The following is a 16,876-nucleotide window of genomic DNA, read 5'->3' on the forward strand; positions in this document are numbered from 1 at the left end:
CGGATGCCACGATCACGCCAGCCGGAAATGGCGGCGGCCAAGCCGCGGCTGGCCCGGCTACCGCCGGGCGGGGAAAGCCAGCCCGGGGGAAGGCCCCCGGGCGCGGCCTCAGCAGAAATGCGCCCCGCGCGTTTCCACCGGCAGCACGTAGAGCGACTGGCTGGCGCACATGAACAGCAGGTTGCGCCGCGTGCCGCCGAAGCAGAGGTTGGCGCAGATCTCCGGCAACTTGATCAGCCCGATGCGCTGGCCGTCGGGGGCGAAGACATGCACGCCGTCGTAGCCATCCCCCACCCAGCCGGCACCGACCCAGAGATTGCCGGCCTCGTCGCAGCGAATGCCGTCGCCCATGCCGGTCTTGCCGTCCATCTCCATGGAACAGAAGGTGCGGGGGTTGGTCAGCTGCTTCCCTTGCACGTCGAAGGCCCAGATGATGCTCTTGGCTTCCGGGTAGTGGCTGACGCCGGTATCGGCGACGTAAAGGGTGCGGTAGTCCGGGCTGAAGCAGAGGCCGTTGGGCTTGAAGGGCTGGTCCGCCACCTTCTCCACCTGCCCGCTGCCGGGGTCGATGCGGTAGATGGCCTCCTTGATCAGCGGGCGCGGTGAATTGGCGGCTTCCGGCAGCCGGTTGCCCTCGTAGTCCATCAGGCCGCCATAGCCGGGGTCGGTGAACCAGATGCCGCCGTCCTGCGGATGCACCACGGCGTCATTGGGCGCGTTGAAGGCACCATTGGGCCCGCGCGCGGCCAGCACCGTCAGCTTCCCGTCCGGCTCGTAGCGCACCACGTCCCGGTAGTAGTGGCGGCAGGCGATCTGCCGGCCCTCGCGGTCGAAGGTATTGCCGTTGGAATAGCCGGAATGGCTGCGGAAGCGGCGGGAGACGTGGCGGTCCTCCTCCGTCATGCGCAGGCATTCGTCATTGGGGATGTCGGACCAGATCAGGAAGCGGCCGGTGGCGTGCCAGGCCGGCCCTTCCGCCCAGCCCAGGCCGGTGTGGAGGCGCTGGATGCGGCTGTTGCCCAGCTTGGCGGTGAAGCGCTTCTGGTCCAGCGCCACCACATCGGCATCGGGGTAGCGGGTGGGTGGGCCGTCGGGATTGAAGTCCCGCGCGGTGTTCTGGGCGATGGCGGGCAAGGCCAGGGTGGCAAGCGCAGAAGCGCCCAGCATGGCGCGGCGGCTGGTGGCCGGCAGATGCAGCATGGTGCTTTCTCCCAATCCGGCGTCCTTGGACCGCGCCGGTGGCGGGAGCTTGGCATGCCGCAACCAGGGCGCGACTACACGCCTCAGGGAGCGGAAGGGCGGCTGTTAGGGCAGCGTCTTGTCGCCGGCGCCCAGGCTGCGCTGCAGGTAGACCACGTCCACCCAGCGGCCGAATTTCAGCCCCGCCGCCCGCAGCAGCCCGACCTGCTTGAAGCCCAGCGAGAGATGCAGGCCGATGGAGCCGACATTGTCGGAATCCCCCACCACCGCGAACATCTGGCGGAAGCCGGCGGCCTCGGCACGCTCCAGCAGCGCCGCCACCAGCGCCTTGCCGACCCCCTGGCCGCGCACGTCGTCGCGCACATAGATCGAATCCTCGGCCGAGAAGCGATAGGCCGAGCGGTCCCGCAGCGCGGCGAAATAGGCAAAGCCCTTCACCTCGCCCTCATCCTCCGCCACCAGCCAGGCCCAGCCGTGCCCCTGCACCTTGGCGAGGCGTGCGGCCATCTCGTCCTGGTCCGGCGGCACTTCCTCGAATGTGCCAGTGCCGTGCAGGACATGGTGGGCATAGATCGCGACCAGGGCCGGCAGGTCGGCGGCGGTGGCATCGCGGAAGATCATGCGGGAGGGTCTCCACCACGGGAAAAATGCGGCCTCCCCGGGGCGGGGCGGCGCGGGCCACGCATCAACTTGGCCCAGGCCAGGGGTAAGGGTGCCGGGCGCGGACCGCAAGGCCCCCACCCGGCGGCATGCGCTCAGCGGGCCCGCAGCAGCGCCGGCACGTGCAACAGCAGCAACTCGTTGTCATCCGCCCGCGTCAGGTGGCGGCCGGCGCTGAAGGGCAGGTTGTTGTCGTTGCCCAGGATGATGTGGTCCTCATCCACCATCGCCACGTTCTCGATGGTGAAGAAGGGGAAGCTCAGGCGGTCCGGCGCCGCGCCGGGGCCGCGGTCGCCGCGCGTGCGGGCCAGCTTCTCGGGGTCCTGGATCTCCATCAGGTCGATATGGCCGATCTTGCGCACGAAGCCCTCGGCATCCGGCGCGCCCAGGTCCACCAGCGTCACGCGCTTCACCCGCGCGGGCGTGGCGAAGCAGGCCGGCGGCCGCTGCCCGTCGCGGCAGGTCAGGGAGGGGTCGCCCTCGCCATTGTCGCGCTCGATCACCAGGGCGCGGCGGTCGTCGATCATGTTGAAGTCGCCGATGGCGGCGGCGCCCTCGGCCAGGCGGAACTTCAGGCTGCGGCCGGTCCAGTCGCCCTTTTGCGTATCAAACTCCATCATGCGGATAAAGGCGCCTTCGGGCTGGTCGCCATCCCCGGCCAGCAGCGGCTGCTCCAGCAGCGCCCAGAGGCGGCTGCCATCCGGCAGCATCGCCATGCCCTCATAGCCGCCGGAGCGGCGGGCGCGGAAATTCACCCGCGCCGTGGGGGTGGCGCCCACGGACAGCGCGGGATTGTCCGGGCCCATCAGCGGCTTGCCATCCAGCATCGTGGGCACCACGCGCTGCACCCGCCCTTGGGCATCGACGCGCAGGATGAAGGGGCCGAATTCCTCGCCGATCCAGAAGCCGCTGCCATCGGGGGCGGGCTGGATGCTCTCGGGATCGAAATCGGCGCCGGTCAGGTAGCGGGCGTCGGTGCCCTCATTGGCGATGCGGAAGGGCACGCGGCGGTCCGGGTCGGTCAGCCAGACGGTCTGCAGCACCGCCACCTGGCCGCTGCGGAAGTCGGGGCGGATCTTGCGGAAGGCCAGCAGCGCGTCGCCGCTGTTGCGCTTGTTGCCGAAGCCGTTGTCGGTCAGCACCCAATAGGCGCCAGGCTCGCCCGCCACCGGCTTGATGCCGGAAAAGCCCTGCACCGGCTGGCCGACGAAGGGCAGCGAGAGGCCGGTGGGGCGGCCATCCGGCGCCGGACCAGTGGTGCCGGCGACGGAGCCGGGGGCATCGTTGCGGTCGGTGCTGGCGCCGGCGAACTTGCCGGAGAGCATGGCATCGCGCGGCGCATCGGCCGGCGGCAGCGCCATGGTCATGGCCGGCAGCACGGCATGGCCGGCCAGCCGGGCCTCGAAGCGCTGGTCATCGGCGGCCTTGGCGGCGCCGGCGAGCGCCACCAGGGCGCTGGCGGCCAGAAGAAGGCTGCGCATGGGCGGGATCTCCATTGATCGTCGCCCGGCTGTTACTGTCCCCGTATTGCCCGCCTTTGACAGTGGCGTGACGAAACGGCGTCAGTGCGTATCGCCACCGCCGCCTTGCCGCGGCCGGCGCAGGAAGGGCACCAGCGGCAGGGAGATCAGGAAGCAGAAGGCCATGACGATCAGCACGTCGTTATAGGCCAGCACCAGCGCCTGCTGCGTCACCATGGCCTTGATCCGCGCCATGGCGGCGAGCTGCGAGGCGCCCTCCCCCATCTGGCCGGCCATGGTGGCGGCGATGCTGTCACGCGATTGCAGGGCTTCCGGCCGCGCCCAGTTCACCGCCTCCCCCAGATGCACGCGGTGCAGGAAGGAGCGGTCCTTTACCAGCGTGTTGATCACCGCCAGCCCGACCGCGCCGCCCAGGTTGCGCATCAGGTTGTAAAGGCCGGAGGCGTTCTTCAGCCGGGCCGGCGCGATGGTGCCCAGCGCGATCTGGTTCACCGGCGCCATGCACATCATCATCGCGACGCCGCGCAGGCCGAGCGGGAAGGCCATGTCTGGAAAGGCACTTTGCACCGTCAGCCGCGCCGTCAGCCACATGGAGAGGAAGAACAGCATCAGGCCGCAGGCCAGCAGGATGCGCGGGTCGAAGCGCGCCAGCGCCTTGCCCACCCAGGGGGCGGCCAGGAACATGCAGAGGCCGGTGATGAACATCACCTCGCCGATCTGCATGGAGTTGTAGCCGCGCACCCGGCCCAGGAAGAGCGGGATGAGATACACCGCGCCATAGAGGCCGATGCCCATGGTGAAGCTGAAGAGGCAGCCGATGGCGAAGTTGCGGTCGGTGAAGGCGCGCAGGTCCACGATCGGCTCCGGCCGCGTGAAGGCACGCCAGAAGAAGACGATGCCGGAGACGAGGCAGACCGCCGCCAGGTTGCGCACGGTCCCGTCCGCCAGCCAGTCCCAGCGCGGGCCTTCCTCCATCACGTATTCCAGGCTGCCCAGGAAGGCGGCCATGGCGGCCAGCCCCCACCAGTCGAACTTGGCCAGCAGGGAACGGTCGGGCTTGTCGATATCCACCGTCAGCCAGACCGCCGTGGCGATGGCGATGCCGACGGGCACGTTGATCAGGAAGAGCCAGTGCCAGGAGAAGCTCTCGGTCAGCCAGCCGCCCAGCGTCGGACCGATGGTGGGCGCCAGCGTCGCGGTCAGGCCGATGATCACGGTGGCCCCCGCCCGCTTGGCCGGCGGGAAGAGCATGAAGGAAGCCGCGAAAACCGTCGGGATCATCGCGCCGCCGATGAAGCCCTGGGCGGCGCGGAAGACGATCATGGTGCCGAGGTTGGAGGAAAAGGCGCAGGCGAGCGAGAAGATGGTGAAGCCGGTGGCCGAGGCCGTAAACAGCACGCGGGTAGACAGCAGGCGCGACAGGAAGCCCGACAGCGGGATCATCACGATCTCGGCGATCAGGTAGGAGGTCTGCACCCAGCTTGCCTCGTCCGGGCTGGCGGCGAGGCCGGCCTGGATCTCGGAGATGGAAGCCGAGACGATCTGGATGTCCAGGATCGCCATGAACATGCCGAAGACCATCGCCATGAAGCCCAGGCGGACCTTGGGGGTCATGGCGGGCGCGGCGGCGGCGGCGGCCGGCATCGTGGTGGCGCTCATGGCGCGGCGGCTTTCAGAACAGGTTGCGGACCGCGGCCCAGAGGCCCCGCGGGGCATGCGGATCGGCGCGGGTATCGACTTCCGCCACCACGGAGAGGCCGGGGCGCAGCCGCGCCAGGGCGGTGGCATCCTGCCCTTCCTCCAGCACCAGCTTCACCGGCACACGCTGCACGATCTTGGTGAAGTTGCCGGTGGCATTCTCCGGCGGCAGCAGGCTGAACTGGCTGCCGGTGGCGGGGGCGAAGCTGTTCACGCGGGCATGGAAGACGGTGTCGGGAATGGCATCCACCGTCACCTCCACCGGCTGGCCCGGCTGCATCAGCGCCAGCTGGGTTTCCTTGAAATTGGCCACCACGTAGAGCCGCGCCCCCGCCGGCGACACGGCGATGAGCTGCTGCCCCGGCTGCACATGCTGGCCGATCTGCGCCGCGCGGTTGCCGGCGATGCCGTCCACCGGCGCGCGGATGCTGGTGTAGGAGAGGTTGGTCTCCGCCTGGGCCAGGGCGGCGGCGGCCTGGGTGCGGCGCGCCTCGGCCTGCCGCAGCTGCGCCGCCAGCACGCCCAGCGACTGCCGCTGCACCAATAGCTGCGCCTGCGCCGCCGTTACGGCGGCCTCCGCCTTGCGCTGGTCCGCCACCGTCTGGTCGGCCGACTGGCGGGAGGCGAAGCCGCTGCCCACCAGGGACTGGGTGCGGCGGGCATCGGCGGCGGCGCGGGTCTGCTCGGCCCGCGCCTGCTCCACCTGCGCGCCGGCGGCATCGATCTGCGCCTGCTGCTGCGCAAGCTGCTCCCGCGCCGTGGCGATGGCGGCATCGGTCTCGGCCAGGGTGGCGGCGGCCTGGTCGCGGGCATTGCGCAGGTCGCGCTCGTCCAGCGAGATCAGCAGGTCGCCGGCCTTCACCGGCTGATTGTCGGCCACCGCGATGGCGACCACATCGGCGGCGACGCGCGGCCCGAGCACGCTGATGTCGCCCTGCACATAGGCATCGTCGGTCTCAACCAGGAAGCGGCCGGTCTGCCAGTACCAGGTGCCGCCCAGCGCGGCGGCGATCAGCAGCACCACCGGCCCCACGCGCAGCAGCAGCCGGCGCAAGGGCCGGCGCGGCTTGGCATCGGCGGCGGTGGACTGGCCGGCATCCAGAGGAGCCGGCTTGGTCACGGGAGCATTCATGGAGGAGAAAGTCCTTGAACTGAACGGTACAGTTCATTTCTGTCCCGCAGCAGATGCACATGCTGCCGCTCCGTGTCAAGACTGAACCGTTCAGTTCACCCTTGAACAGGACGCGACGACACCTTACTGAGATGTCATGTCCGCCATCCTCGACATCCTGCCGGAGCAACAGAGCCCGAAGCGGCGCGCCGTCATGGCGGCGGCGGCGGAGCTGTTCATGGCCGAAGGCTATGCCGCCGTGTCGATGGATGCCGTGGCGCGCACCGCCGGCGTGTCCAAGGCGACCCTCTATGCGCATTTCTCGGGCAAGGAAGCGCTCTTCGAGTCGATCATCGCCGATGGCTGCGCCCAGATGCGCCAGCGTGCCGATACCCTGCTGGCGAGCCATGGCCTGCCGCTGCGCCAGGCGCTGACGGAACTGGCCCTGCACTGGCTGCGCTTCCTGCTGCGGCCGCAGGTGCGGGCGCTGCACCGGGTGGTGATCGCCGAGGCGGTGCGCTTCCCTGCCCTGGCACGGGCCTTCTACAATGCCGGGCCACAGGCCATGCAGTTCTGGCTGACCGGCTGGATGGCGGGGGAACAGGCGCATGGCCGTCTGCCCGGGAGCACCGACCCCGGCCGGGCGGCGGAACTGTTCCTGACCCTGCTGCGCGGCGACCTTTTCATCCGCGCCACCCTGGCGCTGGTGGAGGAAGCGGAGGCCGAGGCGGTGCTGCCCCGCATCGCCGCCGAGGCCGTCGATGCCTTCCTCCGCCTTCATGGCCCCGTTCCCGCTTCGGGGGAGGAGCATTTCCCCTGAAGCCGGCCTTTCACCGGGAAGGCAGCCCGTGTGCTGGCTGGCCTTAAGGTAACTTTCCGGCCATGCGGGGGAGGTATGCGGAAAAAAACCGGGCCTACCCCGAAAACCTCTTTCACCCCGCAGGCGACATCTCTATATGCCGCCGCAGACGCAGTACGCACGTGCCTCTAGGCCCCAAGCCGGCAAGACCGGCCAAAGGTTTACGCAACGACGTCAAGCGTTCTGGCAACCCCGGCGAAAGGCGCGAGCCCCAAGCCGGCCTCTCTTTGGTCGCTGGTTCGTTCGACCGTTTCGTCAACTTGGGGCTGCTCCTCCATAGCCGAGGGTAGTCCTTCCATATTTGGGATGGGGGTGGTGCGATGACCGACAAGGTCTCCCGCTTTCTGCGCGACGTCATGCCGGCGACGCCTTGCCTGGTCGTGGACGTGGACCGCGTCGCGGAGAACTATGGGCGCCTGAAGGCCGCCCTGCCGCTGGCGCAGATCTATTACGCGGTGAAGGCCAATCCGGCCGAGCCGATCCTGGGCCGCCTGGTCGGACTGGGCTCCTCCTTCGACGCCGCGTCGTGGGAAGAGGTGCAGGCCTGCCTGCGCGCCGGGGCCGAGCCTTCCGCCATTTCCTTCGGCAATACCGTGAAGAAGGAAAGCGCCATCAAGGCCGCCTACGAGGCCGGCGTGCGCATGTTCGCCTTCGACTCCGAGGCCGAGCTGAAGAAGCTCGCCCGCTCGGCGCCGGGCGCGAAGGTGTATTGCCGCATCCTGGTGGGCAATGTCGGCGCCGAGTGGCCGCTGTCGAAGAAGTTCGGCTGCGAGGTCGAGATGGCCAAGGAGCTGATGGTGCAGGCCAATGAGATGGGCCTGGATGCCTTCGGCATCTCCTTCCATGTCGGCAGCCAGCAGACCCGCACGGCGGCCTATGAGGCGGCGATCGCCAAGGTCGGCCTGCTCTTCACCGACCTGAAGACCGCCGGCGTGAACGTGCGCATGATCAACCTGGGCGGCGGCTACCCGGTGCGCTACCGCACCGAGGTGCCGGAGATCGGCGAGATCGGCGACGTGATCATGGGCGCCATGGTGGAAGCCTTCGGCAATGCGCTGCCGGAGATGGTGATCGAGCCGGGCCGCTTCATGGTGGGCGATGCCGGCGTGCTCTCCTCCGAGGTCGTGCTGGTCTCCCGTAAGGAGAAGGACGACCCGGTGCGCTGGGTGTATCTCGACATCGGCCGCTTCGGCGGGCTGGCCGAGACCGAGGGCGAGGCCATCAAGTACGCCTTCCGCACCCCGCATGACGGCGGCGAGGAAGGCCCGGTGACCATTGCCGGCCCGACCTGCGACAGCACGGACACGCTGTACGAGAAGTCCAACTACCGCCTGCCGCTGGCGCTCGACTGCGGCGACCGGGTGGAGCTGCTGGCGACCGGTGCCTATGTCACCACCTATGCCAGCCAGGCCTTCAACGGCTTCACGCCGCTGGCCGAGCACTACATCTAAGCGCGGCAGTCGCTGAATGGGGGCGGAGAGGGCAACCTCTCCGCCCTTTTTATTTCCAGATGCCGCTGGACCGGATAATCTCCCGCCATGGATGAAATCGACCGGAACATCCTCGTCGCCTTGCAGGAGGATGGGGCGGCAGGCCTGGCGGAACTGGCCAAGGTGGCGGGCCTCTCCGTCTCGGCCACGGCGGAGCGGGTGAAGCGGCTGGAGGAGCGCGGCACCATCCGCGGCTGGCGCGCCGACCTCGACCCGGCCGCCATCGGCTGCCCCATGCTGGCCTTCGTTTTCGTGGAGATGCAGGCGGGGCGCGAGGAAACCGCCTTCCGCACCGCCATGCGCGCCGCCGAGCCGGTGCTGGAATGCCACCGCGTCACCGGCGGCTGGACCTATCTGCTGAAGCTGCGCCTGCCCGACCTGGCCTCCGTGGAGCGCTTCGTGGCCGATGCGGTGCGAGGCCATCCCGGCGTCATCCGCACCGAGACCATCCTGGCCATCGGCTCGGCCAAGGAGACCTCGATCCTGCCGGTGGCCGAAGCCACCGAAGAATAGCCTGCCGCGCAGGCACCGCGTTCCGGATCTTGCCAAGGACTGGGGCAGTATCGGAACGGTTGCAATCAAATTGCGATAATTATGCACTAAACTGGCGATTCCTTGAGGCGCCTGCTACAGTATCAAGGCAAGAAGGCGGCAGCCTCTGGGGGAATTGAATGAAGATCTGCAACAGGGTGGCCCTGCTGGCCGCCGTTTCTGCGTTGGCGGTCGGCTTGCCCGCGGCAGGGCAGGCCCAGAACATCACCATCGCGGTCGGTGCCCAGGTCACATCGCTGGACCCGCAATACCACGCGCTGTCGCCGAACTATGCCGTGGCGGAGATGCTCTTCGGCGCCCTGACCGGCTTCGATGCCAATGGCCGCCTCCAGCCGGGCCTGGCCGAGAGCTGGAAGCCGGTGGCGCCGGACACCTGGGAATTCAAGCTGCGCCCGGGCGTGAAGTTCCACAACGGCAATGACTTCACCGCCGAGGACGTGGCCTTCTCCATCGCCCGTCCGCCCACGGTGCCGAACAGCCCCTCCTCCTACGCCATCTACACCCGCGCGGTGAAGGGCGTGGAGATCGTCGACCCGCTGACCATCCGCCTGAAGACCGACGGCCCCTACCCCCTGCTGCCGACCGACCTGGGGCAGGTCGCCATGCTCGACAAGCAGACGCATGAGGGCGCGACGACCGAGGACTTCAATTCCGGCAAGGTCGCCATCGGCGCCGGCCCCTTCCGCTTCGTGTCCTTCCGCTCCGGCGACCGGCTGGAGCTGGAGCGCAACGAGGACTACTGGGGGCCGAAGCCCGTCTGGAAGCACGTCTCCTACCGCATCATCACCAACAACGGCGCCCGCATGGCGGCGATGCTGGCCGGTGACGTGGACATGATCGACCAGGTGCCGACCAACGACATCGCCCGCCTGCGCCGCGAGAGCCGCGTGAAGCTGAGCGAGAAGGACGGCCTGCGCATCATCTTCCTGGGCACCGACCAGTCCCGCGACGGCGAGAGCCCCTACCTCTCCGACAACGATGGCAAGCCGCTGCCGCGCAACCCGCTGCGCGACCTGCGGGTGCGCCAGGCGCTGAACATCGCCATCGACCGCCCCGCCATCGTGCAGCGCGTCATGGAAGGCAGCGCCCTGCCCTCCGCCCAGTTCCTGCCGTCCGGCACCTTCGGCTATGTGCCCGGCCTGGAGCCCGTCAGGTCCGATGTGAACACGGCCAAGAAGCTGCTGGCCGATGCCGGCTACCCCAATGGCTTCCGCATCACCCTGGCCGGCCCCAACGACCGCTACCTGAACGATGCCCGCATCCTGCAGGCGGTGGGCCAGATGTGGTCCCGCATCGGCGTGCAGGCCAATGTCGAAGCCATGCCCTGGACCACCTTCGCGGCCCGCCGCACCCGGCAGGAATTCGGCGCCTTCCTGTCCGGCTGGGGCACCGCCTCGGCCGAGGCATCCTCGCCGCTCCGCTCCCTGACCGCGACGCCGTCGCGGGAGAAGGGCTGGGGCGGCTCCAATGGCGGCCGCTACAGCAACCCGGAGGCCGACGCCAAGCTGGAAGCCGCGCTGAGCGAACTCGACGACGCCAAGCGCGAGACCCTGCTGCAGGACGCCACCCGTATCACCATGGAAGACGTGGGAATCATGCCCATCCATATCCAGAAGAATGTCTGGGCCATGAAGCCCAATCTGGTCCACGACGCCCGCGCGGATGAACTGACCCGCGCCCAGGACGTCCGGCCGGCGGCGAAGTAACAGGATGGCCCTTTATCTCGCACGGCGGCTGCTGCAGGCCGCCCTGGTCATGCTGGCGATGTCCCTCATCGTCTTCGTCGGCGTCTATGCCATCGGCGACCCGGTGGAGATCCTGATCTCCCCCGATGCCGACCAGATGGAACGTGAGCGCGCCATCAAGGCCCTCGGCCTCGATCTGCCGCTGTGGATGCAGTACCTGTCCTTCCTGGGCAATGCGCTGCGCGGCGACCTCGGCCGCTCCTTCGTCTTCAACGAGCCCGCCCTGCAGCTGATCATGCAGCGCATGCCGGCGACGCTGGAACTGGCGCTGGGCGCCACCATCATGGCGCTGATCATCGGCATCCCGCTCGGCCTCTATGCCGGCCTGAAGCCGAAGTCGCCGGCTGCCAAGACCATCATGACCGGCTCCATCCTCGGCTTCTCCCTGCCGACTTTCTGGGTGGGCCTGATGATGATCATGGTCTTCGCGGTGCAGCTGGGCTGGCTGCCCTCCACCGGCCGCGGCGAGACCGTGGAAGTGATGGGCACGCGCTGGTCCTTCCTGACCTGGGACGGGCTGCGCCACCTCGCCATGCCGGCGTTGAACCTGGCGCTGTTCAAGATCAGCCTCGTGATCCGCCTGACCCGCGCCGGCGTGCGCGAGACCATGCTGATGGACTTCGTGAAGTTCGCCCGGGCCAAGGGCCTGACGAACCAGCGCGTCATCTTCGTGCATGTCTTCAAGAACATCATGATCCCGGTGGTCACCGTGGTCGGCCTGGAGCTGGGCTCCACCATCGCCTTCTCGGTCGTGACCGAGAGCGTCTTCGCCTGGCCGGGCATGGGCAAGCTGATCATCGACAGCATCAACGTGCTCGACCGGCCCGTGATCGTCGCCTACCTGATGATCATCGTGATGATGTTCATCACCATCAACCTGCTGGTCGATCTGTCCTACTCGGCCCTCGACCCGCGCGTGCGGCTGGAGAACAAGTGACATGAGCGCGAGTTCCCTCCCCCAGGGCGGGCTGCCCACCGCCACCGTCACCGGCGCGCCGCTCAAGGTTGAGACGCCCTTCCGGCGCTTCGTCTCGGAGTTCTTCGAGAGCAAGACGGCCGTCTTCGGCCTGGTGGTCTTCGTCTTGGCGGTGACCATCGCCCTGCTGGCGCCCTTCATCGCGCCGCAGAACCCCTATGACCTGGCGCAGCTGGACATCATGGATGGCCGGCTGGAGCCGGGCACGGTCGGCGGCGCCGGCTTCACCTACTGGCTGGGCACCGATGACCAGGGGCGCGACATGCTCTCCGGCATCATGTATGGCCTGCGCATCTCGCTGGCGGTCGGCGCGGGCTCGGCCATCGTGGCCTGCCTCGTCGGCGCCTCGCTGGGCCTGCTGGCGGCCTATGCGGGCGGCAAGACCGACACGGTCATCATGCGCCTGGTCGACCTGCAGCTCTCCTTCCCCTCCATCCTCGCCGCGCTGATGATCCTGGCCTTCCTGGGCAAGGGCATCATGAACGTGGTGCTGGCGCTGGTGATTGTGGAATGGGCCTATTACGCCCGCACGGTGCGCGGCACCGCGCTGGTGGAACGCCGCCGCGAATACATCGAGGCCGCGCAGTGCCTGGCGCTGCCGACCTGGCGCATCATCTTCCGCCACCTGCTGCCCAACTGCCTGCCGCCGCTGATCGTGGTGGGCACCATGCAGGTGGCCCGCGCCATCGCGCTCGAGGCCACCCTCTCCTTCCTCGGCCTGGGCGTGCCGATCACCGAACCCTCGCTGGGCCTGCTGATCTCCAACGGCTACGAGTACATGCTCTCCGGCAAGTACTGGATCAGCTTCTATCCCGGCATCGCGCTGCTGGTGACCATCGTCTCGATCAACCTGGTGGGCGACCATCTGCGCGACGTGCTGAACCCGCGGCTGAAGAAGTAAGAACACGCATGTCCCACACGACGACGCCCGGCGTGGCCGCCCCCACGCTGGAGGTCCGCAATCTGAAGACGCACTTCTTCACCCGCGCCGGGGTGGTGAAGGCGGTGGACGATGTTTCCTTCACTGTCCGCCGCGGCAAGGTGCTGGGGCTGGTGGGTGAGTCCGGCTCCGGCAAGACGGTCACCGGCTTCTCCGTCCTCGGCCTGGTGGACGAGCCCGGCCGCATCGTGGGCGGGTCCATCCTGTTCCATGGCCAGGACCTGGCGAAGCTCTCGGAAGAGGAGATGCGGAAGCTGCGCGGCAACCGCATCGCCATGATCTTCCAGGACCCGATGATGACCCTGAACCCGGTCCTGCGCATCGACACGCAGATGATCGAGACGGTTCAGGCGCATGCCAAGGTCTCCAAGGAGGAAGCCCGCCAGCGCGCCCGCGACACGCTGGGCATGGTGGGCATCCCCTCCCCCGACGAGCGGCTGAAGGCCTATCCGCACCAGTTCTCGGGCGGCATGCGCCAGCGCGTGGCCATCGCCATCGCGCTGTTGCACCGCCCCGAGGTGATCGTGGCGGATGAGCCGACCACGGCGCTGGACGTGACCATCCAGGCGCAGATCCTGGCCGAGGTGCAGAAGCTCTGCGCCGAGACCGGCACGGCGATGATCTGGATCACCCACGACCTGTCCGTGGTCGCCGGCCTCGCCGACGACATCGCCGTCATGTATGCCGGCCGCGTCGTCGAGAAGGGCGAGGTGGCGCCGGTGCTGGACATGCCGCTGCACCCCTACACCGCCGGCCTGATCGGCTCCGTGCCCAGCCGCAACAAGCGCGGCGAGCCGTTGCGGCAGATCCCGGGCATGACGCCCAATATCCTGCGCCTGCCGCCCGGCTGCGCCTTCCGCGCCCGCTGCCCCCGCGCCACCGAGGTCTGCACGCAGGAGCCGCCCTTCGGCGAGGTGGCCCCCGGCCGCGACGTGCGTTGCTTCCACCCGATGTTTCCCGCGCCTGCCCAGGGAGAAGCCGCATGAGCAGCAGCACCCCCATCATTGAGCTGAAGGGCGTCTCCAAGCGCTTCTCCAAGAAGCTCGACTTCACCGGCAAGCTGCTGAAGAAGCTGGGCGCGCCGATGAAGGAGGAGACGGTGCACGCGGTCGACAATGTCGACCTCACCGTCACCAAGGGCGAGGTGGTCGGCCTGGTCGGCGAATCCGGCTGCGGCAAGTCCACCCTGGGCCGCATGGTCGCCGGTATCATGCCGGCCACCGAGGGCACCATCCGCTGGCATGGCAAGGAACTGGCGGAGCTGACCGGCGCCGACGGCCGCCGCGCCAAGCTGCAGACGCAGATGATCTTCCAGGACCCGATGTCCTCGCTGAACCCGCGCCTGCGGGTCGCCGACATCATCGGCGAGGCGCCGCTGGTGCATGGCCTGACCAAGCGCGCGGATTACGAGCAGTACGTGGACGAGCAGATGCGCCGCGCGGGCATGGACCCGTCGCTGAAGCGGCGCTACCCGCACCAGTTCTCGGGCGGCCAGCGGCAGCGTATCGGCATCGCCCGCGCGCTGGCGGTGCAGCCCGAGTTCATTGTCTGCGACGAATCGGTGGCGGCGCTGGACGTGTCAATCCAGGCGCAGATCCTGAACCTGTTCATGGACCTGCGGCGCGACCTGAACCTGACCTACCTGTTCATCAGCCATGACCTCGGCGTGGTGGAGCATCTCTCCGACCGCGTGGTGATCATGTATCTGGGCCGGGTGGTCGAGGAGGCGCCTTCCGAGGAAGTCTTCGCCCGCCCGAACCACCCCTATACCCAGGCCCTGCTCTCCGAGGTGCCGCGGATTGAGGCGCGCAAGAAGAGCTTCGCGGGCGTGAAGGGCGAGATCCCCTCGCCGCTCAACCCGCCCCCGGGCTGCCACTTCCACCCGCGCTGCCCGCATGCCTTCGAGCGCTGCCGGGTGGAGCGGCCGGCGCTGAAGACCATCGCCCCGGGCCACCGGAGCGCCTGCCACCTGAACGACACCACCGGCTGACAGCCGGCGGCATCAGGTCCCGCAGAAAAAACCCCGCCGCGCTGCCGCGTGGCGGGGTTTTTTTTATGGCCTCAGTTCCGCGGCGGCCTTGGGCCGGCGCCGGTACTGGCCAGCGCCTCCTCCGGCCCGGCATCGATCGCCAGCGCCCGCTGCAGCGCCGGCCGCGCCTCGCAGCGCCGGACGTAATCGGACCGCAGCGGCGTGCCGGGGATCAGGCCGAACAGCAGCCCCCAGCGCAGCGCCGAGCCCAGCACCACATCGGCGGCCGAGAACTGCTGGCCCAGCAGCCAGGGGCCCTGGGCCAGCCCGGCATCCAGCGTGGCCATGACACGGTCGAAGTCGCCCCAGCCATAGGCCTGCGGGTTGCCCTGCCAGCCGCCATGCCGCTCCACCATGGCCGGCTCGATATAGGCCGAGGGGAAGATCAGCCATTGCAGGTAGCGGCCGCGGTCGGTGTGGTTCAGCGGCGGCGCCAGCCCTGCTTCCGGCATGCGGTCGGCCAGCCAGGCGCAGATGGCGGTGGAATCGGCGATGACGATGCTGCCCTGCTCCAGCACCGGCACCTTCGCCATCGGGTTCAGGGCCAGGAAGGCCGGGTCCCGTTGCTCGCCGGCGTGGATATCCACCAGCACGCGCTCATAGGCCGCGCCGGCTTCCTCCAGCATCCACAAGGCGCGCAGGGATCGTGTCCTGGGACACCAATGGAGCTTCATGGGTCTTTCTCCCGATCAGACTGTGAACTGTTCCGCGATGATGCGCTCGGACAGGCCGTGGTCCGGGTCGAACAGCAACGTGAGGCGGCTGTTGCGGTCCTCCCGGACCTCGACGGAGCGGACGTCACGCACCTCGACATAATCGGCCACAGCGGCCACCGGCCGCTTGGTGGGCTCCAGGATCTCGAAGAGCACCACGGCCTCGCTGGGCAGCAGGGCACCACGCCAGCGGCGGGGGCGGAAGGCGGAGATCGGCGTCATCGGCAGCAGGTTGGCGCCGAGCGGCACGATGGGGCCATGGGCGGAGAGGTTGTAGGCCGTGCTGCCCGCCGGGGTGGAGACCAGGATGCCGTCGCAGATCAGCTCCGGCAGCCGTTCCTTGCCATCCACCAGGATGCGGATCTTGGCCGCCTGGCGGGTCTCGCGCAGCAGGTTGACATCATTGATGGCCAGGGCCTCCTGCCGCGTGCCATCCCCCGCCACGGTGGTCATGCGCAGCGGATAGAGCGTCGCCGCCTGCGCCGCCTGGAGGCGCTGCGGCAGGTTCTCCTCATGATAGCCGTTCATCAGGAAGCCGACGCTGCCGCAGTTCATGCCATAGGTCGGCAGGTTGCGACCCAGAAAGCGGTGCTGGGTTTCCAGCATGAAGCCGTCGCCGCCGAGCGCGACAACAACGGCGGCCGTGTCAGGATCGGGATCACCATAGAGGGCCGCGAGGCGGTCCCGCGCCGCCGTGGCGACCTCGGTCGGCGCCGCCAGGAAGGCGATGCGGCCCCGCAGATCCGCCGGAAGTTCCGGCGTTTCCGGGCCCTGCACGGCCGCGCCCATCAGGGCGGCCGTCATGGTCGGAAGTCCGGAGGCGCTGGGGGGCGGGGCATGCCGCGAAGTCTTACCCGGCCGCCGCTGGCCCGCAAGACAGCCCGCCGGTGAAGATATGATGCGGCGCAAAGAAAAAGGGGCCGGTGGTTGCCCACCCGCCCCTTTCTGTATCCGGTGCTTGGATGCGGACTGGCCGCATCCGCAGTCCGTGGCTTACGCCGCGTCCTGCTGGCCCTCGGCCTCAACCTCGGCCTTCGGGCCGCTGTCCAGGCCCTTGGCCGCGACATCGCGCTCCACCAGCTCGATCACCGCCATGTCGGCGGCATCGCCGTAGCGCACGCCGGCCTTCAGGACGCGGGTGTAACCGCCCTGACGGCCCTTGTAGCGCTCCGCGATGGTGGTGAAGAGCTTGGCCACCACCTTCTCATCGCGGATCTGGGCAAAAGCCTGACGGCGGGCATGCAGGTCGCCGCGCTTGCCGAGGGTGATGATGCGCTCCACGTAGGGGCGCAGTTCCTTCGCCTTCGGCAGGGTCGTGGTGATCTGCTCGTGCTTGATCAGGCTGGTCGCCATATTGCGCAGCATCGCAATACGGTGGGTAGAGGTGACGCCGAGCTTCCGGCCGGCAACCCCGTGACGCAT

General features: G+C 68.6%; 16 protein-coding genes. 8 read left to right on the forward strand and 8 right to left on the reverse strand.

All coding sequences use genetic code 11. The features are described from left to right. Window positions 1–108: 108 nt before the first annotated feature. The 5 genes from EBE87_RS13105 to EBE87_RS13125 form a co-directional block, all read right to left on the reverse strand. Window positions 109–1,200, reverse strand: coding sequence for an SMP-30/gluconolactonase/LRE family protein (locus tag EBE87_RS13105; protein ID WP_120638014.1), 1,092 nt, complete (start codon window positions 1,198–1,200; stop codon window positions 109–111). 105 nt (window positions 1,201–1,305) lie between these two features. After that, window positions 1,306–1,821 carry a GNAT family N-acetyltransferase gene (locus tag EBE87_RS13110; RefSeq protein WP_120638013.1) on the reverse strand — a complete coding sequence of 172 codons (516 nt, stop codon included), beginning with the start codon at window positions 1,819–1,821 and terminating at the stop codon, window positions 1,306–1,308. Between the two features lie 134 nt (window positions 1,822–1,955). Continuing rightward, a complete protein-coding gene (locus EBE87_RS13115) occupies window positions 1,956–3,341 on the reverse strand; it encodes an esterase-like activity of phytase family protein (RefSeq protein ID WP_199707308.1) in 1,386 nt (461 codons plus the stop codon). A gap of 81 nt (window positions 3,342–3,422) precedes the next feature. Then, window positions 3,423–5,000, reverse strand: coding sequence for a DHA2 family efflux MFS transporter permease subunit (locus EBE87_RS13120; RefSeq protein ID WP_120638011.1), 1,578 nt, complete (start codon window positions 4,998–5,000; stop codon window positions 3,423–3,425). 13 nt (window positions 5,001–5,013) lie between these two features. Further along, window positions 5,014–6,171, reverse strand: a complete 1,158-nt coding sequence (locus tag EBE87_RS13125) for an HlyD family secretion protein (RefSeq protein WP_120638010.1) — start codon at window positions 6,169–6,171, stop codon at window positions 5,014–5,016. Between the two features lie 136 nt (window positions 6,172–6,307). Between EBE87_RS13125 and EBE87_RS13130 the strand changes: the two genes are divergently transcribed. The 8 genes from EBE87_RS13130 to EBE87_RS13165 all read left to right on the forward strand — a co-directional run bounded on the left by EBE87_RS13130 (window position 6,308) and on the right by EBE87_RS13165 (window position 14,702). Further along, on the forward strand, window positions 6,308–6,970 hold the full coding sequence (locus EBE87_RS13130) for a TetR/AcrR family transcriptional regulator (RefSeq protein WP_120638009.1): 663 nt from the start codon (window positions 6,308–6,310) through the stop codon (window positions 6,968–6,970). A gap of 359 nt (window positions 6,971–7,329) precedes the next feature. Beyond that, on the forward strand, window positions 7,330–8,460 hold the full coding sequence (locus EBE87_RS13135; protein ID WP_120638008.1) for a type III PLP-dependent enzyme: 1,131 nt from the start codon (window positions 7,330–7,332) through the stop codon (window positions 8,458–8,460). A gap of 87 nt (window positions 8,461–8,547) precedes the next feature. Next, window positions 8,548–9,012, forward strand: a complete 465-nt coding sequence (locus tag EBE87_RS13140) for an Lrp/AsnC family transcriptional regulator (protein ID WP_120638007.1) — start codon at window positions 8,548–8,550, stop codon at window positions 9,010–9,012. A gap of 158 nt (window positions 9,013–9,170) precedes the next feature. Continuing rightward, the gene (locus tag EBE87_RS13145) at window positions 9,171–10,757 is read left to right on the forward strand and encodes an ABC transporter substrate-binding protein (RefSeq protein ID WP_120638006.1); all 1,587 of its coding nucleotides are present in this window, start codon (window positions 9,171–9,173) and stop codon (window positions 10,755–10,757) included. Between the two features lie 4 nt (window positions 10,758–10,761). After that, window positions 10,762–11,733, forward strand: coding sequence for an ABC transporter permease (locus EBE87_RS13150; RefSeq protein WP_120638005.1), 972 nt, complete (start codon window positions 10,762–10,764; stop codon window positions 11,731–11,733). A 1-nt stretch (window position 11,734) separates the two neighbouring features. Continuing rightward, window positions 11,735–12,673, forward strand: a complete 939-nt coding sequence (locus EBE87_RS13155) for an ABC transporter permease (RefSeq protein ID WP_120638004.1) — start codon at window positions 11,735–11,737, stop codon at window positions 12,671–12,673. Window positions 12,674–12,681: 8 nt separating this feature from the next. Next, complete coding sequence (locus EBE87_RS13160) at window positions 12,682–13,698, forward strand: ABC transporter ATP-binding protein (protein ID WP_120638003.1); 1,017 nt, start codon at window positions 12,682–12,684, stop codon at window positions 13,696–13,698. After that, the gene (locus tag EBE87_RS13165) at window positions 13,695–14,702 is read left to right on the forward strand and encodes an ABC transporter ATP-binding protein (protein WP_120638002.1); all 1,008 of its coding nucleotides are present in this window, start codon (window positions 13,695–13,697) and stop codon (window positions 14,700–14,702) included. The genes EBE87_RS13160 and EBE87_RS13165 overlap by 4 nt, the downstream gene beginning before the upstream one ends. 71 nt (window positions 14,703–14,773) lie before the next feature. Here the strand turns inward: EBE87_RS13165 and EBE87_RS13170 are convergent, their stop codons facing one another. The 3 genes from EBE87_RS13170 to rplQ all read right to left on the reverse strand — a co-directional run bounded on the left by EBE87_RS13170 (window position 14,774) and on the right by rplQ (window position 16,876). Continuing rightward, window positions 14,774–15,415 carry a glutathione S-transferase family protein gene (locus tag EBE87_RS13170; RefSeq protein WP_120638001.1) on the reverse strand — a complete coding sequence of 214 codons (642 nt, stop codon included), beginning with the start codon at window positions 15,413–15,415 and terminating at the stop codon, window positions 14,774–14,776. A gap of 15 nt (window positions 15,416–15,430) precedes the next feature. Next, on the reverse strand, window positions 15,431–16,243 hold the full coding sequence (locus EBE87_RS13175) for an NAD kinase (RefSeq protein ID WP_233553170.1): 813 nt from the start codon (window positions 16,241–16,243) through the stop codon (window positions 15,431–15,433). 204 nt (window positions 16,244–16,447) lie between these two features. Continuing rightward, window positions 16,448–16,876, reverse strand: coding sequence for a 50S ribosomal protein L17 (gene rplQ, locus EBE87_RS13180; protein WP_120637999.1), 429 nt, complete (start codon window positions 16,874–16,876; stop codon window positions 16,448–16,450).

Origin of the sequence: Teichococcus wenyumeiae, assembly GCF_003696345.1 — a bacterium.
In the GTDB taxonomy this organism is placed as follows: domain Bacteria; phylum Pseudomonadota; class Alphaproteobacteria; order Acetobacterales; family Acetobacteraceae; genus Pseudoroseomonas; species Pseudoroseomonas wenyumeiae.

Excerpts from the sequence above, each read along its gene's own strand:
- EBE87_RS13150 (WP_120638005.1), top strand. The coding sequence starts at position 10,762 with ATGGCCCTTTATCTCGCACGGCGGCTGCTGCAGGCCGCCCTGGTCATG.
- EBE87_RS13170 (WP_120638001.1), bottom strand. The coding sequence starts at position 15,415 with ATGAAGCTCCATTGGTGTCCCAGGACACGATCCCTGCGCGCCTTGTGG.
- EBE87_RS13135 (WP_120638008.1), top strand. The coding sequence starts at position 7,330 with ATGACCGACAAGGTCTCCCGCTTTCTGCGCGACGTCATGCCGGCGACG.
- EBE87_RS13165 (WP_120638002.1), top strand. The coding sequence starts at position 13,695 with ATGAGCAGCAGCACCCCCATCATTGAGCTGAAGGGCGTCTCCAAGCGC.
- EBE87_RS13140 (WP_120638007.1), top strand. The coding sequence starts at position 8,548 with ATGGATGAAATCGACCGGAACATCCTCGTCGCCTTGCAGGAGGATGGG.
- EBE87_RS13125 (WP_120638010.1), bottom strand. The coding sequence starts at position 6,171 with ATGAATGCTCCCGTGACCAAGCCGGCTCCTCTGGATGCCGGCCAGTCC.
- EBE87_RS13120 (WP_120638011.1), bottom strand. The coding sequence starts at position 5,000 with ATGAGCGCCACCACGATGCCGGCCGCCGCCGCCGCCGCGCCCGCCATG.
- EBE87_RS13110 (WP_120638013.1), bottom strand. The coding sequence starts at position 1,821 with ATGATCTTCCGCGATGCCACCGCCGCCGACCTGCCGGCCCTGGTCGCG.
- EBE87_RS13115 (WP_199707308.1), bottom strand. The coding sequence starts at position 3,341 with ATGCGCAGCCTTCTTCTGGCCGCCAGCGCCCTGGTGGCGCTCGCCGGC.
- EBE87_RS13160 (WP_120638003.1), top strand. The coding sequence starts at position 12,682 with ATGTCCCACACGACGACGCCCGGCGTGGCCGCCCCCACGCTGGAGGTC.
- EBE87_RS13145 (WP_120638006.1), top strand. The coding sequence starts at position 9,171 with ATGAAGATCTGCAACAGGGTGGCCCTGCTGGCCGCCGTTTCTGCGTTG.
- rplQ (WP_120637999.1), bottom strand. The coding sequence starts at position 16,876 with ATGCGTCACGGGGTTGCCGGCCGGAAGCTCGGCGTCACCTCTACCCAC.
- EBE87_RS13130 (WP_120638009.1), top strand. The coding sequence starts at position 6,308 with ATGTCCGCCATCCTCGACATCCTGCCGGAGCAACAGAGCCCGAAGCGG.
- EBE87_RS13155 (WP_120638004.1), top strand. The coding sequence starts at position 11,735 with ATGAGCGCGAGTTCCCTCCCCCAGGGCGGGCTGCCCACCGCCACCGTC.
- EBE87_RS13105 (WP_120638014.1), bottom strand. The coding sequence starts at position 1,200 with ATGCTGCATCTGCCGGCCACCAGCCGCCGCGCCATGCTGGGCGCTTCT.
- EBE87_RS13175 (WP_233553170.1), bottom strand. The coding sequence starts at position 16,243 with ATGGGCGCGGCCGTGCAGGGCCCGGAAACGCCGGAACTTCCGGCGGAT.